The 15,165-nt window shown below is 59.9% G+C and carries 13 protein-coding genes; 1 reads left to right on the forward strand and 12 read right to left on the reverse strand.

Going from position 1 to position 15,165, the window contains the following annotated elements:
* Positions 1 to 160: 160 nt before the first annotated feature.
* The 5 genes from AC0L7L_RS03540 to AC0L7L_RS03560 form a co-directional block, all read right to left on the reverse strand.
* Positions 161 to 1,720 (reverse strand): hypothetical protein, encoded by a 1,560-nt coding sequence (locus tag AC0L7L_RS03540; RefSeq protein ID WP_473511986.1) that lies wholly within the window; start codon positions 1,718 to 1,720, stop codon positions 161 to 163.
* Positions 1,717 to 2,982 carry a Gfo/Idh/MocA family protein gene (locus AC0L7L_RS03545; protein ID WP_473511987.1) on the reverse strand — a complete coding sequence of 422 codons (1,266 nt, stop codon included), beginning with the start codon at positions 2,980 to 2,982 and terminating at the stop codon, positions 1,717 to 1,719. The genes AC0L7L_RS03540 and AC0L7L_RS03545 overlap by 4 nt, the downstream gene beginning before the upstream one ends.
* A 79-nt stretch (positions 2,983 to 3,061) precedes the next feature.
* Positions 3,062 to 4,129 carry a GntR family transcriptional regulator gene (locus AC0L7L_RS03550; protein ID WP_272210335.1) on the reverse strand — a complete coding sequence of 356 codons (1,068 nt, stop codon included), beginning with the start codon at positions 4,127 to 4,129 and terminating at the stop codon, positions 3,062 to 3,064.
* Between the two features lie 692 nt (positions 4,130 to 4,821).
* Positions 4,822 to 6,246, reverse strand: a complete 1,425-nt coding sequence (locus tag AC0L7L_RS03555) for a sensor histidine kinase (RefSeq protein ID WP_272210336.1) — start codon at positions 6,244 to 6,246, stop codon at positions 4,822 to 4,824.
* Positions 6,243 to 6,965: a response regulator gene (locus AC0L7L_RS03560; RefSeq protein WP_473511990.1), complete on the reverse strand. Its 723-nt coding sequence runs from the start codon at positions 6,963 to 6,965 to the stop codon at positions 6,243 to 6,245. Before AC0L7L_RS03560 ends, AC0L7L_RS03555 begins: the two co-directional genes overlap by 4 nt.
* Positions 6,966 to 7,134: 169 nt before the next feature.
* Between AC0L7L_RS03560 and AC0L7L_RS03565 the strand changes: the two genes are divergently transcribed.
* Positions 7,135 to 7,797, forward strand: a complete 663-nt coding sequence (locus AC0L7L_RS03565) for an EF-hand domain-containing protein (protein WP_473511992.1) — start codon at positions 7,135 to 7,137, stop codon at positions 7,795 to 7,797.
* 102 nt (positions 7,798 to 7,899) lie between these two features.
* Here the strand turns inward: AC0L7L_RS03565 and AC0L7L_RS03570 are convergent, their stop codons facing one another.
* From AC0L7L_RS03570 to AC0L7L_RS03600, 7 genes are all read right to left on the reverse strand, one after another.
* Positions 7,900 to 9,390 (reverse strand): carboxypeptidase M32, encoded by a 1,491-nt coding sequence (locus tag AC0L7L_RS03570; RefSeq protein WP_473511994.1) that lies wholly within the window; start codon positions 9,388 to 9,390, stop codon positions 7,900 to 7,902.
* On the reverse strand, positions 9,387 to 10,418 hold the full coding sequence (locus AC0L7L_RS03575) for an ABC transporter ATP-binding protein (RefSeq protein WP_473511996.1): 1,032 nt from the start codon (positions 10,416 to 10,418) through the stop codon (positions 9,387 to 9,389). Before AC0L7L_RS03575 ends, AC0L7L_RS03570 begins: the two co-directional genes overlap by 4 nt.
* Complete coding sequence (locus tag AC0L7L_RS03580) at positions 10,415 to 11,380, reverse strand: ABC transporter ATP-binding protein (protein WP_272210343.1); 966 nt, start codon at positions 11,378 to 11,380, stop codon at positions 10,415 to 10,417. The genes AC0L7L_RS03575 and AC0L7L_RS03580 overlap by 4 nt, the downstream gene beginning before the upstream one ends.
* Positions 11,377 to 12,288: an ABC transporter permease gene (locus tag AC0L7L_RS03585; protein WP_473511999.1), complete on the reverse strand. Its 912-nt coding sequence runs from the start codon at positions 12,286 to 12,288 to the stop codon at positions 11,377 to 11,379. Before AC0L7L_RS03585 ends, AC0L7L_RS03580 begins: the two co-directional genes overlap by 4 nt.
* On the reverse strand, positions 12,288 to 13,262 hold the full coding sequence (locus AC0L7L_RS03590; RefSeq protein WP_272210346.1) for an ABC transporter permease: 975 nt from the start codon (positions 13,260 to 13,262) through the stop codon (positions 12,288 to 12,290). Before AC0L7L_RS03590 ends, AC0L7L_RS03585 begins: the two co-directional genes overlap by 1 nt.
* A gap of 162 nt (positions 13,263 to 13,424) precedes the next feature.
* Complete coding sequence (locus tag AC0L7L_RS03595) at positions 13,425 to 14,894, reverse strand: ABC transporter substrate-binding protein (protein WP_473513760.1); 1,470 nt, start codon at positions 14,892 to 14,894, stop codon at positions 13,425 to 13,427.
* Positions 14,806 to 15,141: a hypothetical protein gene (locus AC0L7L_RS03600; RefSeq protein WP_473512001.1), complete on the reverse strand. Its 336-nt coding sequence runs from the start codon at positions 15,139 to 15,141 to the stop codon at positions 14,806 to 14,808. The genes AC0L7L_RS03595 and AC0L7L_RS03600 overlap by 89 nt, the downstream gene beginning before the upstream one ends.
* Between the last annotated feature and the right edge of the window lie 24 nt (positions 15,142 to 15,165).

The following is a 15,165-nucleotide window of genomic DNA, read 5'->3' on the forward strand; positions in this document are numbered from 1 at the left end:
GCCCTTGGCGGACCGGGTTGATGAAGTTCCCGCTTTTTTGAAATCAGGCCCTTCGGGGCCGGATGTTTTTTCGGTGTGGCTCTCCGGCGGTCATCCGCCTTGTCTGCCGCAATCAGCCGGTCCGATGATGACGAGCCGGCGGTGGTTTTGCTGATCCTTTTTACGTCTCCTTTCTGCAGAAAATCGGCGAGGTCCAGGCCATCTGCCCGGTTTTCTCGCGCAGTCGCACATAGATACTTTCGCCGGCTGAAAACGCCCCCAGCGGTATCTCGCCCTGCCATTGCCATTGATGGGGAAGGGGCAGGCTGTGAAAACGAAAAGCCGGGCTGTCGATCGGGCCGAGATTGCCCGAGCGCGCGCCTTCGAACAGCTTTCTCAGCGGAATATCCAGCTCGGTGCCGGAAAGCGTGGCTTTCAGCCTTGCTTCGGGGCCTGCATTGATGTGGATAGCAAAGCCCTGTGTTGCCGAGGTGACATTGTTGGGATTGGCGGCTGCAGTGATCGAAAACGAAACGATGCCGCCGATCAGTTGCAGCTCCGGCAGCGAGGCCGCCTGATCCTCGCCTTCCAGCGGGGAGACGATCTCGGCACCGCGGAACCGGGGCTCGACTTTGAGGATATCGCCGCCCGCAAGGCTCAGTTCACCGGTCCAGTCATGGCTTTTGCCACGTGCGCCCCAGCCGAGTTCGACGAACAGAATGGTCGGTGTTGTCGTGTCGTCACCGGCATCAACCGGGGCGGGCTGCAATTCGGGCGATATGCGTTCGAACAGCGCGCCGTTGCGAAACACGTCGATACTGTCGATGAAGCCGCCGCCGATTGCCTCGATCTCGAGCGTGGCCGCCCCCGAGGGCGCTACGATGCCGCCCTGAACCGTGTCGCCGATTGCTGTCAGCAGGTGGATATTGTCGCCGGTCAGCGCGTTGGTGTGCCGAGCGCGCATGGCCTGGAAGATCGCATCCCGGTCATCATTTTCGGCATAGACCGCCATGCGGCCATGGCCGTAGGAGCCGGGGTAGGCGGAGTGGTGATCTGTATTGCCGACAATGCCGAAGACCGCGCCGCGTTTCAGCCCCGACCGCATGGTGGAGGCGCCATTCACCGGCCCCATGGAATGCAGATAGGAACGATCGGATTCTGACTCTTCCGCACAGCCGTGCATAGAAAACATTTCGACAAAGGGCGACAGTTCAGGGTCGAACGTGTCCCAGTTGATGCCGCGTGCGCCCTGCCGGTAACCGATATGATGCGGGAAGGCGAGCGCGCGTTCACCCTTGGCGTCTTCAAGGGCGGCCTTGAGGTCGGCCGGGGTGTCGGCGATCTCAGGTTCTGCCACATCGAGGTCTGCGTAGACGATGGTGTAGTCGCCGTGTTCACAGGAATGGATTTCGTAACCCGGAAAAACGGCAAATCGCGCCGGAGCCTCGTAGCTTCTCAGTGTCTCGAAGTGATCCTTCCAATTGGCCTTGAGCTTCGCGAAACCCTTGACGTGGAAATCGACGATATGTGCGACCTCCGGAACGTCGACCGGCATGTCTGGCCATGCCGCATGGCCGGTGATGGAGACGAAATCGAGTTGAAGCGCAGCTCTTGCCAGCGCGTCCTCCAGCCGTCCATGGCCATAGGAAAGCGCCGCGTGGTTATGGATATCGCCAAACAGCGGCTGAATGCCGAGGCGATTGGCAAGCGGGGTCAGGTGCTCCGAAAAACGTCTTGTCATTTCAAGAACTCCTGCGTTTTCGGATCGACCGGCATGCCGCCATTGTCCATGGATTTCTGCGCGGCCAGTACGAGACGCAGCGCCGCCAGTCCGTCCCCGACGCCGACCGGCGGGTTTTCCCCGTCCATGAAACGGCGCAGCGTGCGCACAAGCTCGAGATCTGCGCCGAAATGGGTCGATGTGCGATCCGGGCTGGTAAAGGCCAGCGTGCCATGCTTGCGGCCGTAGTCCTCGACGATATCGATGGCGCCGGATTGGCGTTCCATGCGGATACGGCCGGACGAGCCAACGATTTCAAGCGTTTCCTGATCCTCGGCAAAGGGGCCGAAAATGGCGAAGAACAGACAGGCCGAAACGCCATTTTCATAGCGGATCGTTACGATGGCGTGGTCGTCGATGTCGGCGCCGGACTGATAGACGCAGGTGTCATTGCGGTCCTCGATCCGTTCCGCCGCGCTCCAGCTTGCGTTGGCAACGGCGCCTGCGCCCTCAAAACGGTCCACCAGCGTTTCATGGCGGCGGTAGGGGCAGTCGCGGTCGCAGACCGAACAGCGCTCCGGTGCGTTCGGGTCGGGCTGGAACACATTGCTGCGGCCGCCGACAGCGGTGACGGAGAGCGGTTTGGCGGCGGCCAGCCAGTTCAGCACATCGAAATGGTGCGAGCACTTGTCATTGAGCGCGCCACCCGAAAGCGCCTGTTTGCGGTGCCAGAGCTGGAGGTAGCGTGAATAGGGAATGACCGAGCGCAGCAGGATCATCTGCGGGGTGCCGATACGGCCCGAATGGCAAAGTTTCACGGTCTCCACCCAGGGCTTTTCGTAGCGTCGGGTGAATGCCATCAGCATGGGGCGGCCGGCGTTTTCTTCCGCTGCCAGAATTGCTTCGGCATCTTCCAGCGTCACCGAGATCGGCTTGTCGAGGTAGACACGCTTGCCGGCAGCGATCGCTGCTTCCACCGGCGCCCTGTGCGCATTGGTATGGGTGGTGACAACCACGAGATCAACGGCGGGATCGGATACGGCGGCTTCAAGGGTTTCGAAAACCCGCACGATGTGACGGACACCGGCCTTGCCGTAAAGCGCATTCAGGTGGTCCGCAGCGAAGCCGGCACGGTCTTCAAGCCGGTCGAATACGCCGACAATGCGAAATCCGGTTTCGCCGGCAATCTCGGCCATGCGTGAGCCGACATAGTAGATGCCGCGCTCGCCGGCACCGACGATTGCCACACCTGTTGTTTTTTGCTGGACCGGCTGGTGGAGCATTCGACGCCTCTGAACTTGATCATTATCATTGGCTCCGGATGCTATTTGAGTATAAATATGGCTACAACATCATATGTACTCAATCTGATGTAAGATCGATCACCGATCCATGGTGCACATGGGAGATCGGCAGGTAATGGGTCTGCGGTTCGTCGGACCTGTCGCCGATCCGTTCCGTGATGATCCGTTCGAACACGGCAAGTTTTTCGTCGTGGCTGTTGCCGACGACATCGAAACGGCCAAGATGCTCTGACTGGAAATCGGTGCTTCCGAGCATGATGACGCTGAGGTCGCGCCCGGCTTCAAGTCCGAGTTGCGCAAGGGCGCGCTCCAGAATGAAGCCTTCGACAACGCCCCAGACGATCAGGCCGGAAAACGGAAGGCCCCCGTCGGTGCTCGCGTGCCGGCCGATCGCTTCGGCAATGTCCTCGATCTGGTAACTGCCGGGCAGGGCGTCGAGTTCGATCAGCCAGCGTTGTGTCGGGTCGGGCAGCGAACTGCCGAGCAGTTCGAATTCACGGCGCGCCATGGCAATCTGGCGCGCATTGTGTGCGGATGTCAGGAAGGCAATCTTCTCATGACCGTTCTCTCTGATCTTACGGAAGGCGATAGAAAGTGCCTCGCGCCAGTTTGTTCCGATGGCATCGACATCTATACCGGTGGCCGAAACGCCGTCGATAACGATGTGGTCGGCCTGTCTGTGTAGGGCAGCCAGAAACGCGACCGTGAGGATCTCGAAATTGACCTGGATGAGGCACGCGCGGAATCGGCCGATCCGCTCCAGCACATCGATTGCCTGACCATCGCCGGAAAACCCCAGCTGCAGGACCGAAAAGCCGGCAGCCTTCACCCGTGCTGCGACTTCCTGAAGTGTGACCCGTGCAAGCCTGCTGTCGGAATTGCGATAGAGGATCAGAAGGTCCGCGGCGAAAGACTGTCTCGGACTTTGCGGCAGGCATTCGGCGGTGACGATGCCCGCGCCTGGCCGGGCGACAATGCGACCGTCTTCGAAGAACGGCTTCAATGCCGTTTCAACGGTTCGCTGCGCTGTTCTGAATTCGCGCATGATATGGCGGACAGTCGGCAGGCGCTCTCCCGGTTCCGCAGCCGCAATTCTCTCTTCCGTCCATGTTCTTATAGCGTCCACGATTTGTCGTGTTTTTTTCTGCATTCGTAGAATATGAGTATAAATTGTAATCGAAGCAAGCGGCGATCTGCCAGATGACCCATCGATCTGAGCGCTCGGGATGCAATCCGACGCGAACATAGCGCCGTGTCTTTATCGCTTCGTGGAGCAGCGGTGGGATCAGAGTACCAGATGCACGGTCAATGCAGCCAATACGAGCACCGTTAATCCTATGGCTGCGACCCAGAAAAGTGCACGATTGTAAATGGGAGTTGGTTGGTAGCAACCTGAGCAAGTCGATTGCGGAAATCGAAGCTTATGTTCACAGTAAGTGCAATGATAAAGCCGCATATTCGAGTCTTTTCATGTTTTTAAAAATCGTAAATAGAAATGTCTTCGCAAGAAATAACGAAGTGTTTTTACACAAAATCACGTTTTTTGATTGGTGTTTGTATTCGTGCTCTGTCGCCTATGATGGCAAATATTTCATCTGAAGATACGTGGCCGTTGTTTCAGGAGATGTGCTGTCTTTGATATTGGAGCGGTTGCCTTCCGTAAGACAGCGCTATCGTAAAGTGATAGCCATAGATGAATCAAGGGGTGTGGAAGAAAAATATGACAAATGGAGTATATTTTTCCCGTCTGTATGCTGTGGTTCGGTTTTGGCACGCCATAGTGAGCAGCAACGCACTGATGCCTACCTGGAACGCGCACTATTCACCCTCATTGAGCGGAAGTTCGACGGTTACGCGCAGCCCGCCCTGCTCTGAGCGGTTACTCAGCGAAATTTTGCCGCCATGGGCGAGGACGGTGGTTCGCGCGATCGAAAGTCCGAGACCGACGCCACCCGTATCGCGCGAGCGCGATTTTTCAAGCCGCACAAACGGATCGAAGACGCGGACCATACTTTCGTCTGGAATCCCGGGGCCTTCATCATCGATGAAAATGACAGCCTGCCCGTTTTCAGCAATTGCGGAAATCGTGGTTCGCTGCCCGTAGCGCACGGCGTTTTCAAGAAGGTTGCGGAGTGCGCGTCGCATAGCCGTGGTCCTGACGCGCAGTGTGACGTCGGCGATTGCACCGGAGGTGACGGATGCGCCGGTTTCACGCAGCTCTTGCGTGAGCGCGCCAAGAAATGCTGGCAGACTTACCGTTTCCACCGGTCCGCTCAGTGACATGCCCCGGGAAAAAGTGAGTGTTGCCTCGACCATCTCCTGCATTTCGTCGATCGTCGCAATCATCCGCACACGCGTTTCCGCGTCCTCCACCATTTCGGCGCGCACGCGCAGCGCGGTCAACGGTGAGCGCAGGTCATGGCCGAGTGCGCCGAGCATTTGCGTGCGCTCGCGTACGAACCGATCAAGCCGGGCCTGCATGTCGTTAAACGAGGCCGCCAGCTTCTGCATTTCATCGGGACCGGTAAGGTCAAGAGGCTCGACATCTTCGCCCCGTCCGAGCCGGTCGGTGGCTCTGGCAAGTTTACGCAGGGGGCCGATCAGTCGGGATAAAGCAGCCCACAGCACGACCACCAGCAGGATAGCCGTAATCGCGAAAGGCAGGACCTCCGACCAGACCCATTGATAGGGCGGGTCACGAAACCGGGACGTGACATTCAGCCAGTTACCGTCGTCAAGCGCAATGGAGAGGTTGAGCTCGACGGCACTAGCAGGTGGCTGGTTCGGCGGTTGGCGCATCTGGTTCATGCCGCGCATTGCGCCTGCACCCGGTACTGCGCCGGGAACGGGGCCGACACGCGGAGGTCGGGATTGATCGCTGTGCAGGTCGACGCGGATGGTACGTGGATCATCGCGGGCAAACACGGAGCGGATCCGCCGTTCGATCCAGCTCGGCGCACTGGCGTTCTGATCTGTGACCAGTGGAGTTTCGCCCACGCTGAATTGAACGAGGGAAGAGCTTGCCGCCTGCAATATCTCGGCCCTGAGGTCCTGCGGCGCATCTTCCAGGAGTTGCGTCGTGTTACCGGCGCGGTCTGCCGCCTCAATGGCGAGCGCCGATCGCACCGCGAGTGCACGCTGATCCACAAACAGCCACAACGTCAGCGACTGGGCGATGGCGAGCGCCATAACGATGAGCGCGATGATCTGGCCGCGCAATGTGCGTGGAAGAAGCGGTCTCACGGCACATGCTCCACATCGCAGGCGAGGCTGTAGCCGCCGCCGCGCACCGTCACGATGATTTCTGGCGTTGCGGGATCGCGTTCTATTTTGCGGCGCAGACGGCTGATCTGGTTATCGATGGTGCGATCAAAAACATGGGCGCTGCGTCCGGAAGTCGCGTCCAGCAACTGCTCGCGGCTGAGCACAAAGCGCGGGCGCGACAGCAAGACAGTCAAGAGCCGGAAATCTGCCGTGGTCAAAACCTCATCACGCCCGTCATCGGCGGCAAGGCGGCGTGTGTCGGTGTCGAGTGTCCAGTTCGCGAAACGGAGTTTTTCACCAGCCGGCGCGCCGGAAAAACGCGGCTGCCGGTCCGATCGGCGCAGGATGGCACGGATGCGCGCCAGAAGCTCGCGCGGATTGAAGGGTTTCGGCAGATAGTCGTCAGCACCGACTTCCAGGCCGATGATCCTGTCGGTCTCCTCGCCGAGTGCTGTCAGCATCAGGATCGGTATGCTGCCGTCGGCACTCAAGCGGCGGCAGACGGAAATGCCGTCCTCGCCCGGCATCATCACGTCGAGAACGATCAGGTCAAAGCTTCCGCCGCGCAACTTGTCGTCCATCTCCGTCGCGTCGCGGGCGGCGGTGGCCCGGTAGCCGTTACGCTGCAAGTAGCTTAACACCGCATCGCGGATTTCGCGGTGATCGTCGACGATCAGGATGTGGGGTTCTTTGCTCATGACCTTATCATAGCGCAGGCTTGGGGCCGGTTGCGCAAAACTGTGTCACGTTTTGTATCAGATGCCCTGCCTTGCGACCAATGGATACAATTGAGGGCGGTCTCGGCATTCTTCTGCGACAGTGAGGGAGCAGATTGGCGACATCGAAAAACCGAAAAGGAGCGATGTCATGAAACGCAGAACGATTTTCGCAGCAGGACTGGTTGCAGCACTCATCGGCGGTGCCGCCGTTCCCGCATTGGCGGCTGGGCCCGACGACAATTGGGGTGGTCGCGGTCAGGGCGGGCGGCAGATGATGACGGATTGCAACGGCCCGCAGGGGGGCGCGAGAGGGCAGGGTGCGCGCCAGGGTATGATGCAGGACCGCCAGCAGGCGGGACAGGCCCGTGGTTACGCCCAGAACGGCGTCGCACAGGGTGGAAATGGTACCGGCTGGACGGCGATGCGCAACAATGACCCGGGCAATTATGGCCCCGGCACGATGAACGGCCGGCAGGGCGGGCCGCAGGGTGATTTCGGTCCCGGCGGCATGCGTGGCACTGGAAACGGAACACGCGGCAACGGTCCGGCGATGATGGGCGAACTTGGTGCGTTTGATGCCAATAACGACGGCTTCCTTTCGCTGGACGAATTCGAGGCCTTCCAGGTTGAGGTCGGCCGGCCAATGTTTGCGCGTCATTTCCAGTATCTCGACACCGACGGCGACGGCAAGGTTGCCGTATCCGAACTGTCGGTTATGGGCACGGGACCGCAGCAGCCTGGCGGTCAGGGCCCGGCCGGCAATCAGCGTCAGCCGCAGATGCCGCGCAGCATGGGCAACTTTAACAACTGAAGCGCGGTAGCGGAGAAATAAGCGGGCGCCGGAGTGATCCGGCGCCCGCACTCATTTATGGCCCGTATATCAACTGGAGCCTTAGCCGCTCGATGTTGCGGCCTAGGTGAATTTGCCGCTGAGATAGTCGAGATAAGGTTTGCAGTCTTGAGCATCCGCCCCGATCTCCGCCAGCATTTCGCGTCGGTTTTTGGAGCGGCCGTGCTGCCAGACAATTGCGCCAAGCCTTGCCCTGAGTGGGGCCAAATCGCCCATTTTGGCAGCATCGCGCAGCGAGGGCTCGGTTTCGTCCAGCCGCGCCATGATCTGGGCTGCGGTGACATTGCCAATCGTGTAGGTCGGGAACGAGCCGATATAGCCGCTCGACCAATGCACGTCCTGCAGGCAGCCAAGTCCGTCATGCGGAACGTCGATGCCGAGGTCCTCACGCATGGCGGTGTTCCAGGCTTCGGGGACGTCGTCGACGGCAAGCGAGCCGTCCATCAGTGCCATTTCGATGCGGACCCGCAGCATAATGTGCAGGTCATAGGTCAGCTCATCGGCCTCCACGCGCACTAGTCCGGGCTCCGTGCGGTTGACGGCGCACACAAACTCCGCCTCGCTGACATCCCCAAGTTGATCGGGAAAATGGGATTTCAGGCGGTCGAAATGGAGCGCCCAGAAATCAGCCGAGCGTCCGATGTGATTTTCAAATAGCCGCGACTGGCTTTCATGCATACCGAAACTACTCCCGCCGACGGCGTAAAGGCCGATCATGTCGGTGGTATGAGCCGAGCGCGTCAGTTCCGGATCGACCCCCTGTTCATACATCGCATGGCCGGTTTCGTGCATGGTGCCGAAGATCGACATCGGAAGATAGTTCGGGTTCCAGCGCGAGGTGATGCGCACATCCTGACGGGTGAAGGAAATCTCGAAGGGATGGACGGCGGTGTCAAGGCGGCTGCGATCCATGTCGAGACCGAGGTGCTCGGCAAGTTCCGCGCAGAGCGCCTTCTGTGTTTCGACCGGATAGTCACGATAGAGAAAATCTGTACGCGGCTTGGGTCGCTTGAGGGCTGCCTCCAGTACCGGTTTGATGCCATCGCGAAGATCATCGAACAACGCCTTTAGCGATGCGGCACTTTCGCCGGGTTCATAGATCTGCACCATCGGATCATAGGGGTGCGCTTCATAGCCGATGGCGTCGGCCGTTTGCCGCGCCAGCGTCACGATTTCGGAAAGGTGCGGCCGGAACAGGCTGAAATCGCCTTCCGCCCGCGCCCTGGCCCAGACACGCCCGGCGATGATCGAGATTTCGTCCTGACGCTTCAGGAGTTCGGGTGGCACGCTCATATGCCACTTGCGGGCTGAAAGAACGGCTTCGGCAGCACGGCGGTTGCGTTCAGTGGCGTTGCTGGCGAGCACGGCTTCGGCCGTTTCCTCCGTTGCTCCGTCAAGTAACAATCCACGCGCCATTGCCTTCAGCGTTGCGATCTGCTGGCCACGGGTTGCCGCTCCGCCTGCGGGCATCATTACGCGCGCATCCCATTGCAGCATGTTGACGGCACAGAGAATGTCGTTGATCTCGGCGATGCGGTTTGAAAATTCGATCATGCTGCCTCCGTTTTCGGTGTCACGGCGGTGCCGCCGTCGTTGAGGTGGCATGCCACCTGCGCGCTGCCGGCTTCCGCCGGTTTCAGGCGCGGCAGCTCCGTTTTGCATCTCGGTCCGGCCATCGGACAGCGCGGATGAAAGGCGCAGCCCTTCGGCGGGTTGAGCGGCGAGGGGATCTCCCCCTCGATCGGCTGAAACGATCCGCGTCCGGCGCCAAGCTTTGGGATCGAGGCGAACAGAGCCTTTGTGTACGGATGAAGCGGCCTGGCATAAAGCTCTTCAGCGGAAGCAAGCTCGACGATGCGTCCGAGATACATGATTGCCACACGGTCGCACACATGACGCACGACCGAAAGGTCATGGCTGATGAAGATGGCCGTGAGGCCCAGTTCGCGGCGCAGATCCATGAACAGGTTCAACACCTGTGCCTGGATTGAGACGTCAAGCGAGGCGACGGCCTCATCGAGTACCAGCAGTTCCGGCTCCATGGCAAGCGCGCGGGCAATGGCGATACGCTGGCGCTGGCCGCCGGAAAACTGGTGTGGCAGGCGATCGGCATAGGCGGCTTCAAGCCCCACCTGCTGCAAGAGGCTGCGCACCCGTGCGCGCACAGCATTGGCCTTGACGATCCCGTGAATGCGCGGCCCCTCGGCAATGGTCTCTCCCACCTTCATGCGCGGATTGAGGCTTGCAAACGGGTCCTGGTGGATCATCTGGACCTTGGTGGTGAGCTTTTCGACGTTGTTCCCGCGCTTGCGGGCAACGGGCGCTCCCTTGAGGAAAACCTCGCCATCGCTTGGTGTATAGATGCCCGATATGATCCGCCCGAGCGTGGATTTGCCGCAACCCGATTCCCCGACAAGACCCAGAACTTCACCTTCGGTTACCGACAGCGAAATGTCGGAGAGCGCGTGAACGGTTGAGCCCGAAGGCCTGCCGGTGAGCCGATCAATACCTTGCATGACAAGGCCGGACTTGCGGGTAAAGCGCTTGTGAACGCCTTCGATCTTAAGAAGTGGCTGGTTCATGGGGCCTCCATCGGGCGATGACAGGAAACCGAATGACTGCCGGTTTCGATGAGCGGCGGCTCGGTGGCACAGAGATCGCTCGCGCGCGGACAGCGCGGCCTGAACGGACAGCCCGACGGCAGATTGGCAAGCTGCGGTGTTGAGCCGGGGATCTGCGGCAGATGTGCGCCCGGTTCATGTAGGCTTGGCACGGAACCGATCAGCCCGACCGTGTAGGGGTGGCGCGGGGCGGCGATCACGTCTTCGGCGGTGCCGCGCTCCACGATCCGTCCGGCGTACATCACGCAGATGTCGTCTGCGAGGCTGGAGATGACGGCAAGGTCGTGGGTGACCCAGACGATTGCCGTTCCTGTCTCGTCGGCAAGCCGGCGAACTTCCGCGAGGATCTGGCTCTGGATCGAGACGTCGAGCGCCGTGGTCGGCTCATCGGCGATGATGACGGCGGGGCGGTGCAGAAGTGCCGTCGCAATCGCCACGCGCTGGCGCATGCCGCCGGAGAGCTGGTGCGGATACGCCTTCAGCCGTTCACCGGCGGCGGGTATGCCGACGATTTCAAGGGCTTCGCGGGCGCGTTCCCATGCGGCGCGTTTCGACATGTTCTCGTGCACGCGCACGGCCATCGCCATCTGGTCGCCAATCCTCAACACCGGGTTCAGTGTCATCATCGGGTCCTGGAATACCATTGCAACCTTGGAACCGCGCAGTTTGCGCAGCGCTTCCGGTTTCAGCGCGCGCAGATCCTGGCCTTCCACCAGCACTTCGCCGCCGCTGATATGACCGGGCTCCTCGACGAGGCCAAGAATGGAAAAGCCAGTGACGCTCTTGCCTGATCCACTTTCGCCGACAAGGCCCATGATCCGGCCGCGTTCGACCGAGAAGCTGACATTGTTGACGGCCGTGACGTCGCCGCTGCGTGTTTCAAACCGGGTCGTCAGGCCCCGGACGTCAAGTGCTTTGGTCATCTGCTGCGCCTCGGATCAAGAACGGTGCGGACCTGGTCGCCGACCAGATTGATCGTTACCACGGTGACCATCAGGAACAGGCCCGGATAGATCGACAGCCAGTACCGGTCCGTGTGGATGTATTTGAAGCCGTTGGCGATCAGCGACCCGAGCGAAGGTTCGGTGAGCGGAAGGCCAACGCCGAGGAAGGAGAGGGTCGCTTCCAGCGCAATCGCACTGGCGACCTGTACCGTTGCCACCACGATCAGCGGTGGCAGCACGTTCGGCAGGAGATGACGGAACAACACACGGCTGGTGGGGAGCGGCGTGGAACGGGCGGCTTCGATATAATCCTTGCTGCGTTCCACCGTTGCGGCGCCATGGGTGGTGCGGGCGAAGTATGCATATTGGGCAACCACCAGCGCCAAGATGATCTGGCCCACGCCCTGACCGAGAACGGCGACAAGGACCAGTGCAAGCAAAATGGCCGGCATCGACAATTGCAGGTCGACGATACGCATCAGAAATGCCTCGATCCGTCCGCCGAAATAGGCCGCCGACAGGCCGATGCAGATGCCGACGAACAGCGCCAGCGCACCGGCGGAAAGGCCGATGATGAAACTGGTGCGCAGACCGTAAAAGATCGCCGACAGCATGTCGCGGCCGACATTGTCAGTGCCGAGAAGATGCGTGTAGCCGCCCGAGCCGACGGTTCCCGGCTTTAAAAACGCGTCCATCCAGTCGAGTTTCGCCATGTCGTATGGATCCTGGGGGGAGACCAGAGGGGCCGCAAACGACACGAACAGCAAACTCACGATCAGGATCAGGGAAATCACGGCGACCGGCGAACGGGCGAAGTCGGAACAGAAATTGCGGAAGCGGGCCAGGCGGGTTTCCACCGGGGCTGCCGCAGATGTTGCGTCGGTCATCACTTGCCTCCTTTCAGCCGAACACGCGGGTCGAGCTGGGCATAGACGATATCGACGACGAGATTGATGAGCACGAACAGGATCACCACGAGAATGAGATATGTGACCATAACAGGTCGGTCGAGCTGAAGGATGCTGTCGATGATCAGCTTGCCAATGCCCGGCCAGTTGAAGACGCTTTCGGTGACGACGGCAAAGGCGAGCGTCGAGCCGAGTTCCAGCCCGAAAACCGTGACGATCGGGATCGAAATGTTGCGCAGCACATGGCTGAAAACGATCTGCCTGTCCGGCAGACCTTGCGCGCGCGCGAATTTCACATAGTCCGTCTGCATCGCCTCGACCATGCCGGCACGGGTGAGGCGAATGAGAAGCCCCATCATGAACAGCGACAGATTGAAGGCTGGCATGATCACATGCCGCCAGCCGTCGACCGTCGCAAGCGAAGTGCGCAGGCCGAGGAACGAGCTGACATCGCCGCGCCCGCCCGAGGGCAGCCAGCCGAGATTGACGGCAAAGGCCATAACCAGCAGCATACCGATCCAGAAGGTGGGGACCGAAAAGCCGAGAACCGAAAGCGCCATGATCGCCCTGGCGAGTAGGCTGTTCGGGCGGTAGCCCGCATAGATGCCGGCCGGAATGCCGATCAGCGTGGCAATCATCACAGCGACGAAAACCAGTTCCACGGTCGCCGGAAGCCGCGAGAACACCAGCTTGATCACCGAGACATTGTAGACCATCGAAGTGCCGAGGTCGCCATGGACGACATTGGACAGGAATGTCCAGTATTGCTGCCAAAGCGGCTGGTCGAGGCCGTATTGCTCGATCAGCTTCTGGCGAATTGCCTGGGTCGCGCCCGGGTCAATCATCACGTCAATCGGATTGCCGATGGCGTAGACACCCAGAAACACAATGATCGACATTGCAAAGATGACAACAACGGCCTGCAGCAGCCGCTGGACAAGAAAACCGAGCATCCGAGCCTCTTGGATTTAAGCGTGCGCGTATTTGCGACGCGCTGAATATCGTACGAATGCGGGTTGCCGGCACCTGCCGGTGGTCATTCGCCGATGATTGGCTGCGGCCGGTGTCGGCCGCAGCACTTGATACCCTCTCGCAAGGGTGTTCAGCGGTCCACCTTACTCAGCAGGCTTGATTTCGTAGGCGCGCGTTTCCTGGTCGACACGAGGCGTGATCTCAAGCGTGTCGGCATCGGCGGCCCAGACGGTCTGCAGAATGACGGTCGGGATCAGAGCGCGGTCGTCCATGGCGATGAAGGAGGCTTCCTCATAGAGCTTGCGGCGTGCGTCGGCGTCGAGCGTCTGAGTGCCCTCTTCAAAGACCTTGTCGAATTCCGGGTTGGAATATCCGGTGCGATTGAAGTTGCCGAAACCCTTTTCCGCATCCTTGGAGTGCGCCAGCGCACCGTAGGTATAGGCGGCTTCACCCGTGAGCGTGCCCCATGCGGACATCGTCATCGTGTATTCCTCACGTGCCGCTGCGGGGAAGAAGACCGTGCCGTTGAGCGCTTGGGCGTTCACCTTCAGGCCGAGACGGGACCACATCTGTGCAAGCGCCTCGCAGACGACAGCATCGCCGGGAACGCGGTTGTTGGTGCAGGTAAAATCGATCTCGAACCCGTCCGGATAACCGGCCTCGGTAAGCAGGGCCTTGGCCTGTTCGATGTCGTATTCACGGGCCCCAAGCTTGTCAGTATAGCCGAAGAAACCTTCCGGCATAAGCTGGTTGGCCGGGTTGCCAAGGCCTTCGAGCACGACATCAACCAGGATGTCGCGGTTGATGGCGAGATCGAGCGCTTTGCGTACGCGCAGATCCTGCAGCGGATTGCCGTCAACCGGCTTGCCGTTGACCGTGATCGGCTGCGGCTCTTCGTCCTTCACGCTTGGCGCGATGTTGAGGATGTAGATCGAGTCGGAGATGAAGGTTTCCAGGCTGTCGTCGTTCTGGAAAGCCAGATAGTCGGAGGCCGGGACATAGTTGATCATGTCGACATCGCCGGAACGCAGTGCTGCAACGCGGGCTGCATCGTCTGGAATTTCGCGGCGGACGACCGTTTCCCATGCAGGCTCTTCGCCCCAGTAATCGTCGAAACGTTCAAGCACGAGATCGCCCTTCGGCTCCCAGGAAACGAATTTGTAGGGGCCGGTGCCGATGGCGGCTTCGCCTGAGTTGAACTCCTCGTTGCGGGCTTCCATGCCTGTGCCGGAGGAAACGACGAAAAGGCGGGTAAAGTCGTTGGGAAGGGCTGGTGCCATGCCCTTGGTGTGGACGCGCAGCGTATAGTCATCGACCACTTCGACACTGTCGACATATTTTGTGTAGAGCGTCATCGGCATCGGACCGGTGACTTCCGGAATGCGCTCGATGGAAAACTTGACGTCTTCGGCGGTAAAGTCCGATCCGTCATGGAATTTGACGCCTTCACGCAGCTTGAATTCCCAGGTTGTGTCGTCAATCGGCTCCCAACTGACGGCAAGGCCCGGCTTAAGCTGCAGCTTGTCATCGACATCGACAACCGTGTCGTAGATGTGGCGAAGCGCTTCTGCACTGGCTTCCGAGCGTCGACCAGTGCGGGTCGATCGAGTCAGGGCCGGCGCGCAGACCGATGATCAGGTCTTCGGCGAGCACTGCGGGCGCTGCGGCCATGAGCGCAAGAGCAGTGACGGCCGAGCGGAGAAGAGATTTATTCATCAGGATTGTTCCCCTTTGTTTCAACTGATTGATACGATAGTCCCGGTTTTTTAATACGGTCAACCCTGATTTGAGACAAATATCGTTTTGAAAACATAAAAACTGTCGGTTCAAAGGCTTGGCAGGCTTGGTGTTTTTGTTCATTATAACACTATGATAGACACTCAG

It is taken from the genome of Martelella sp. K41-7 (assembly GCF_055808365.1).

What these genes read in the sequence shown, in the direction of transcription:
- AC0L7L_RS03540 (WP_473511986.1), bottom strand. Translation starts at nt 1,720, where the DNA reads ATGACAAGACGTTTTTCGGAGCACCTGACCCCGCTTGCCAATCGCCTC.
- AC0L7L_RS03545 (WP_473511987.1), bottom strand. Translation starts at nt 2,982, where the DNA reads ATGCTCCACCAGCCGGTCCAGCAAAAAACAACAGGTGTGGCAATCGTC.
- AC0L7L_RS03560 (WP_473511990.1), bottom strand. Translation starts at nt 6,965, where the DNA reads ATGAGCAAAGAACCCCACATCCTGATCGTCGACGATCACCGCGAAATC.
- AC0L7L_RS03565 (WP_473511992.1), top strand. Translation starts at nt 7,135, where the DNA reads ATGAAACGCAGAACGATTTTCGCAGCAGGACTGGTTGCAGCACTCATC.
- AC0L7L_RS03570 (WP_473511994.1), bottom strand. Translation starts at nt 9,390, where the DNA reads ATGATCGAATTTTCAAACCGCATCGCCGAGATCAACGACATTCTCTGT.
- AC0L7L_RS03575 (WP_473511996.1), bottom strand. Translation starts at nt 10,418, where the DNA reads ATGAACCAGCCACTTCTTAAGATCGAAGGCGTTCACAAGCGCTTTACC.
- AC0L7L_RS03580 (WP_272210343.1), bottom strand. Translation starts at nt 11,380, where the DNA reads ATGACCAAAGCACTTGACGTCCGGGGCCTGACGACCCGGTTTGAAACA.
- AC0L7L_RS03585 (WP_473511999.1), bottom strand. Translation starts at nt 12,288, where the DNA reads ATGACCGACGCAACATCTGCGGCAGCCCCGGTGGAAACCCGCCTGGCC.
- AC0L7L_RS03590 (WP_272210346.1), bottom strand. Translation starts at nt 13,262, where the DNA reads ATGCTCGGTTTTCTTGTCCAGCGGCTGCTGCAGGCCGTTGTTGTCATC.
- AC0L7L_RS03600 (WP_473512001.1), bottom strand. Translation starts at nt 15,141, where the DNA reads ATGAACAAAAACACCAAGCCTGCCAAGCCTTTGAACCGACAGTTTTTA.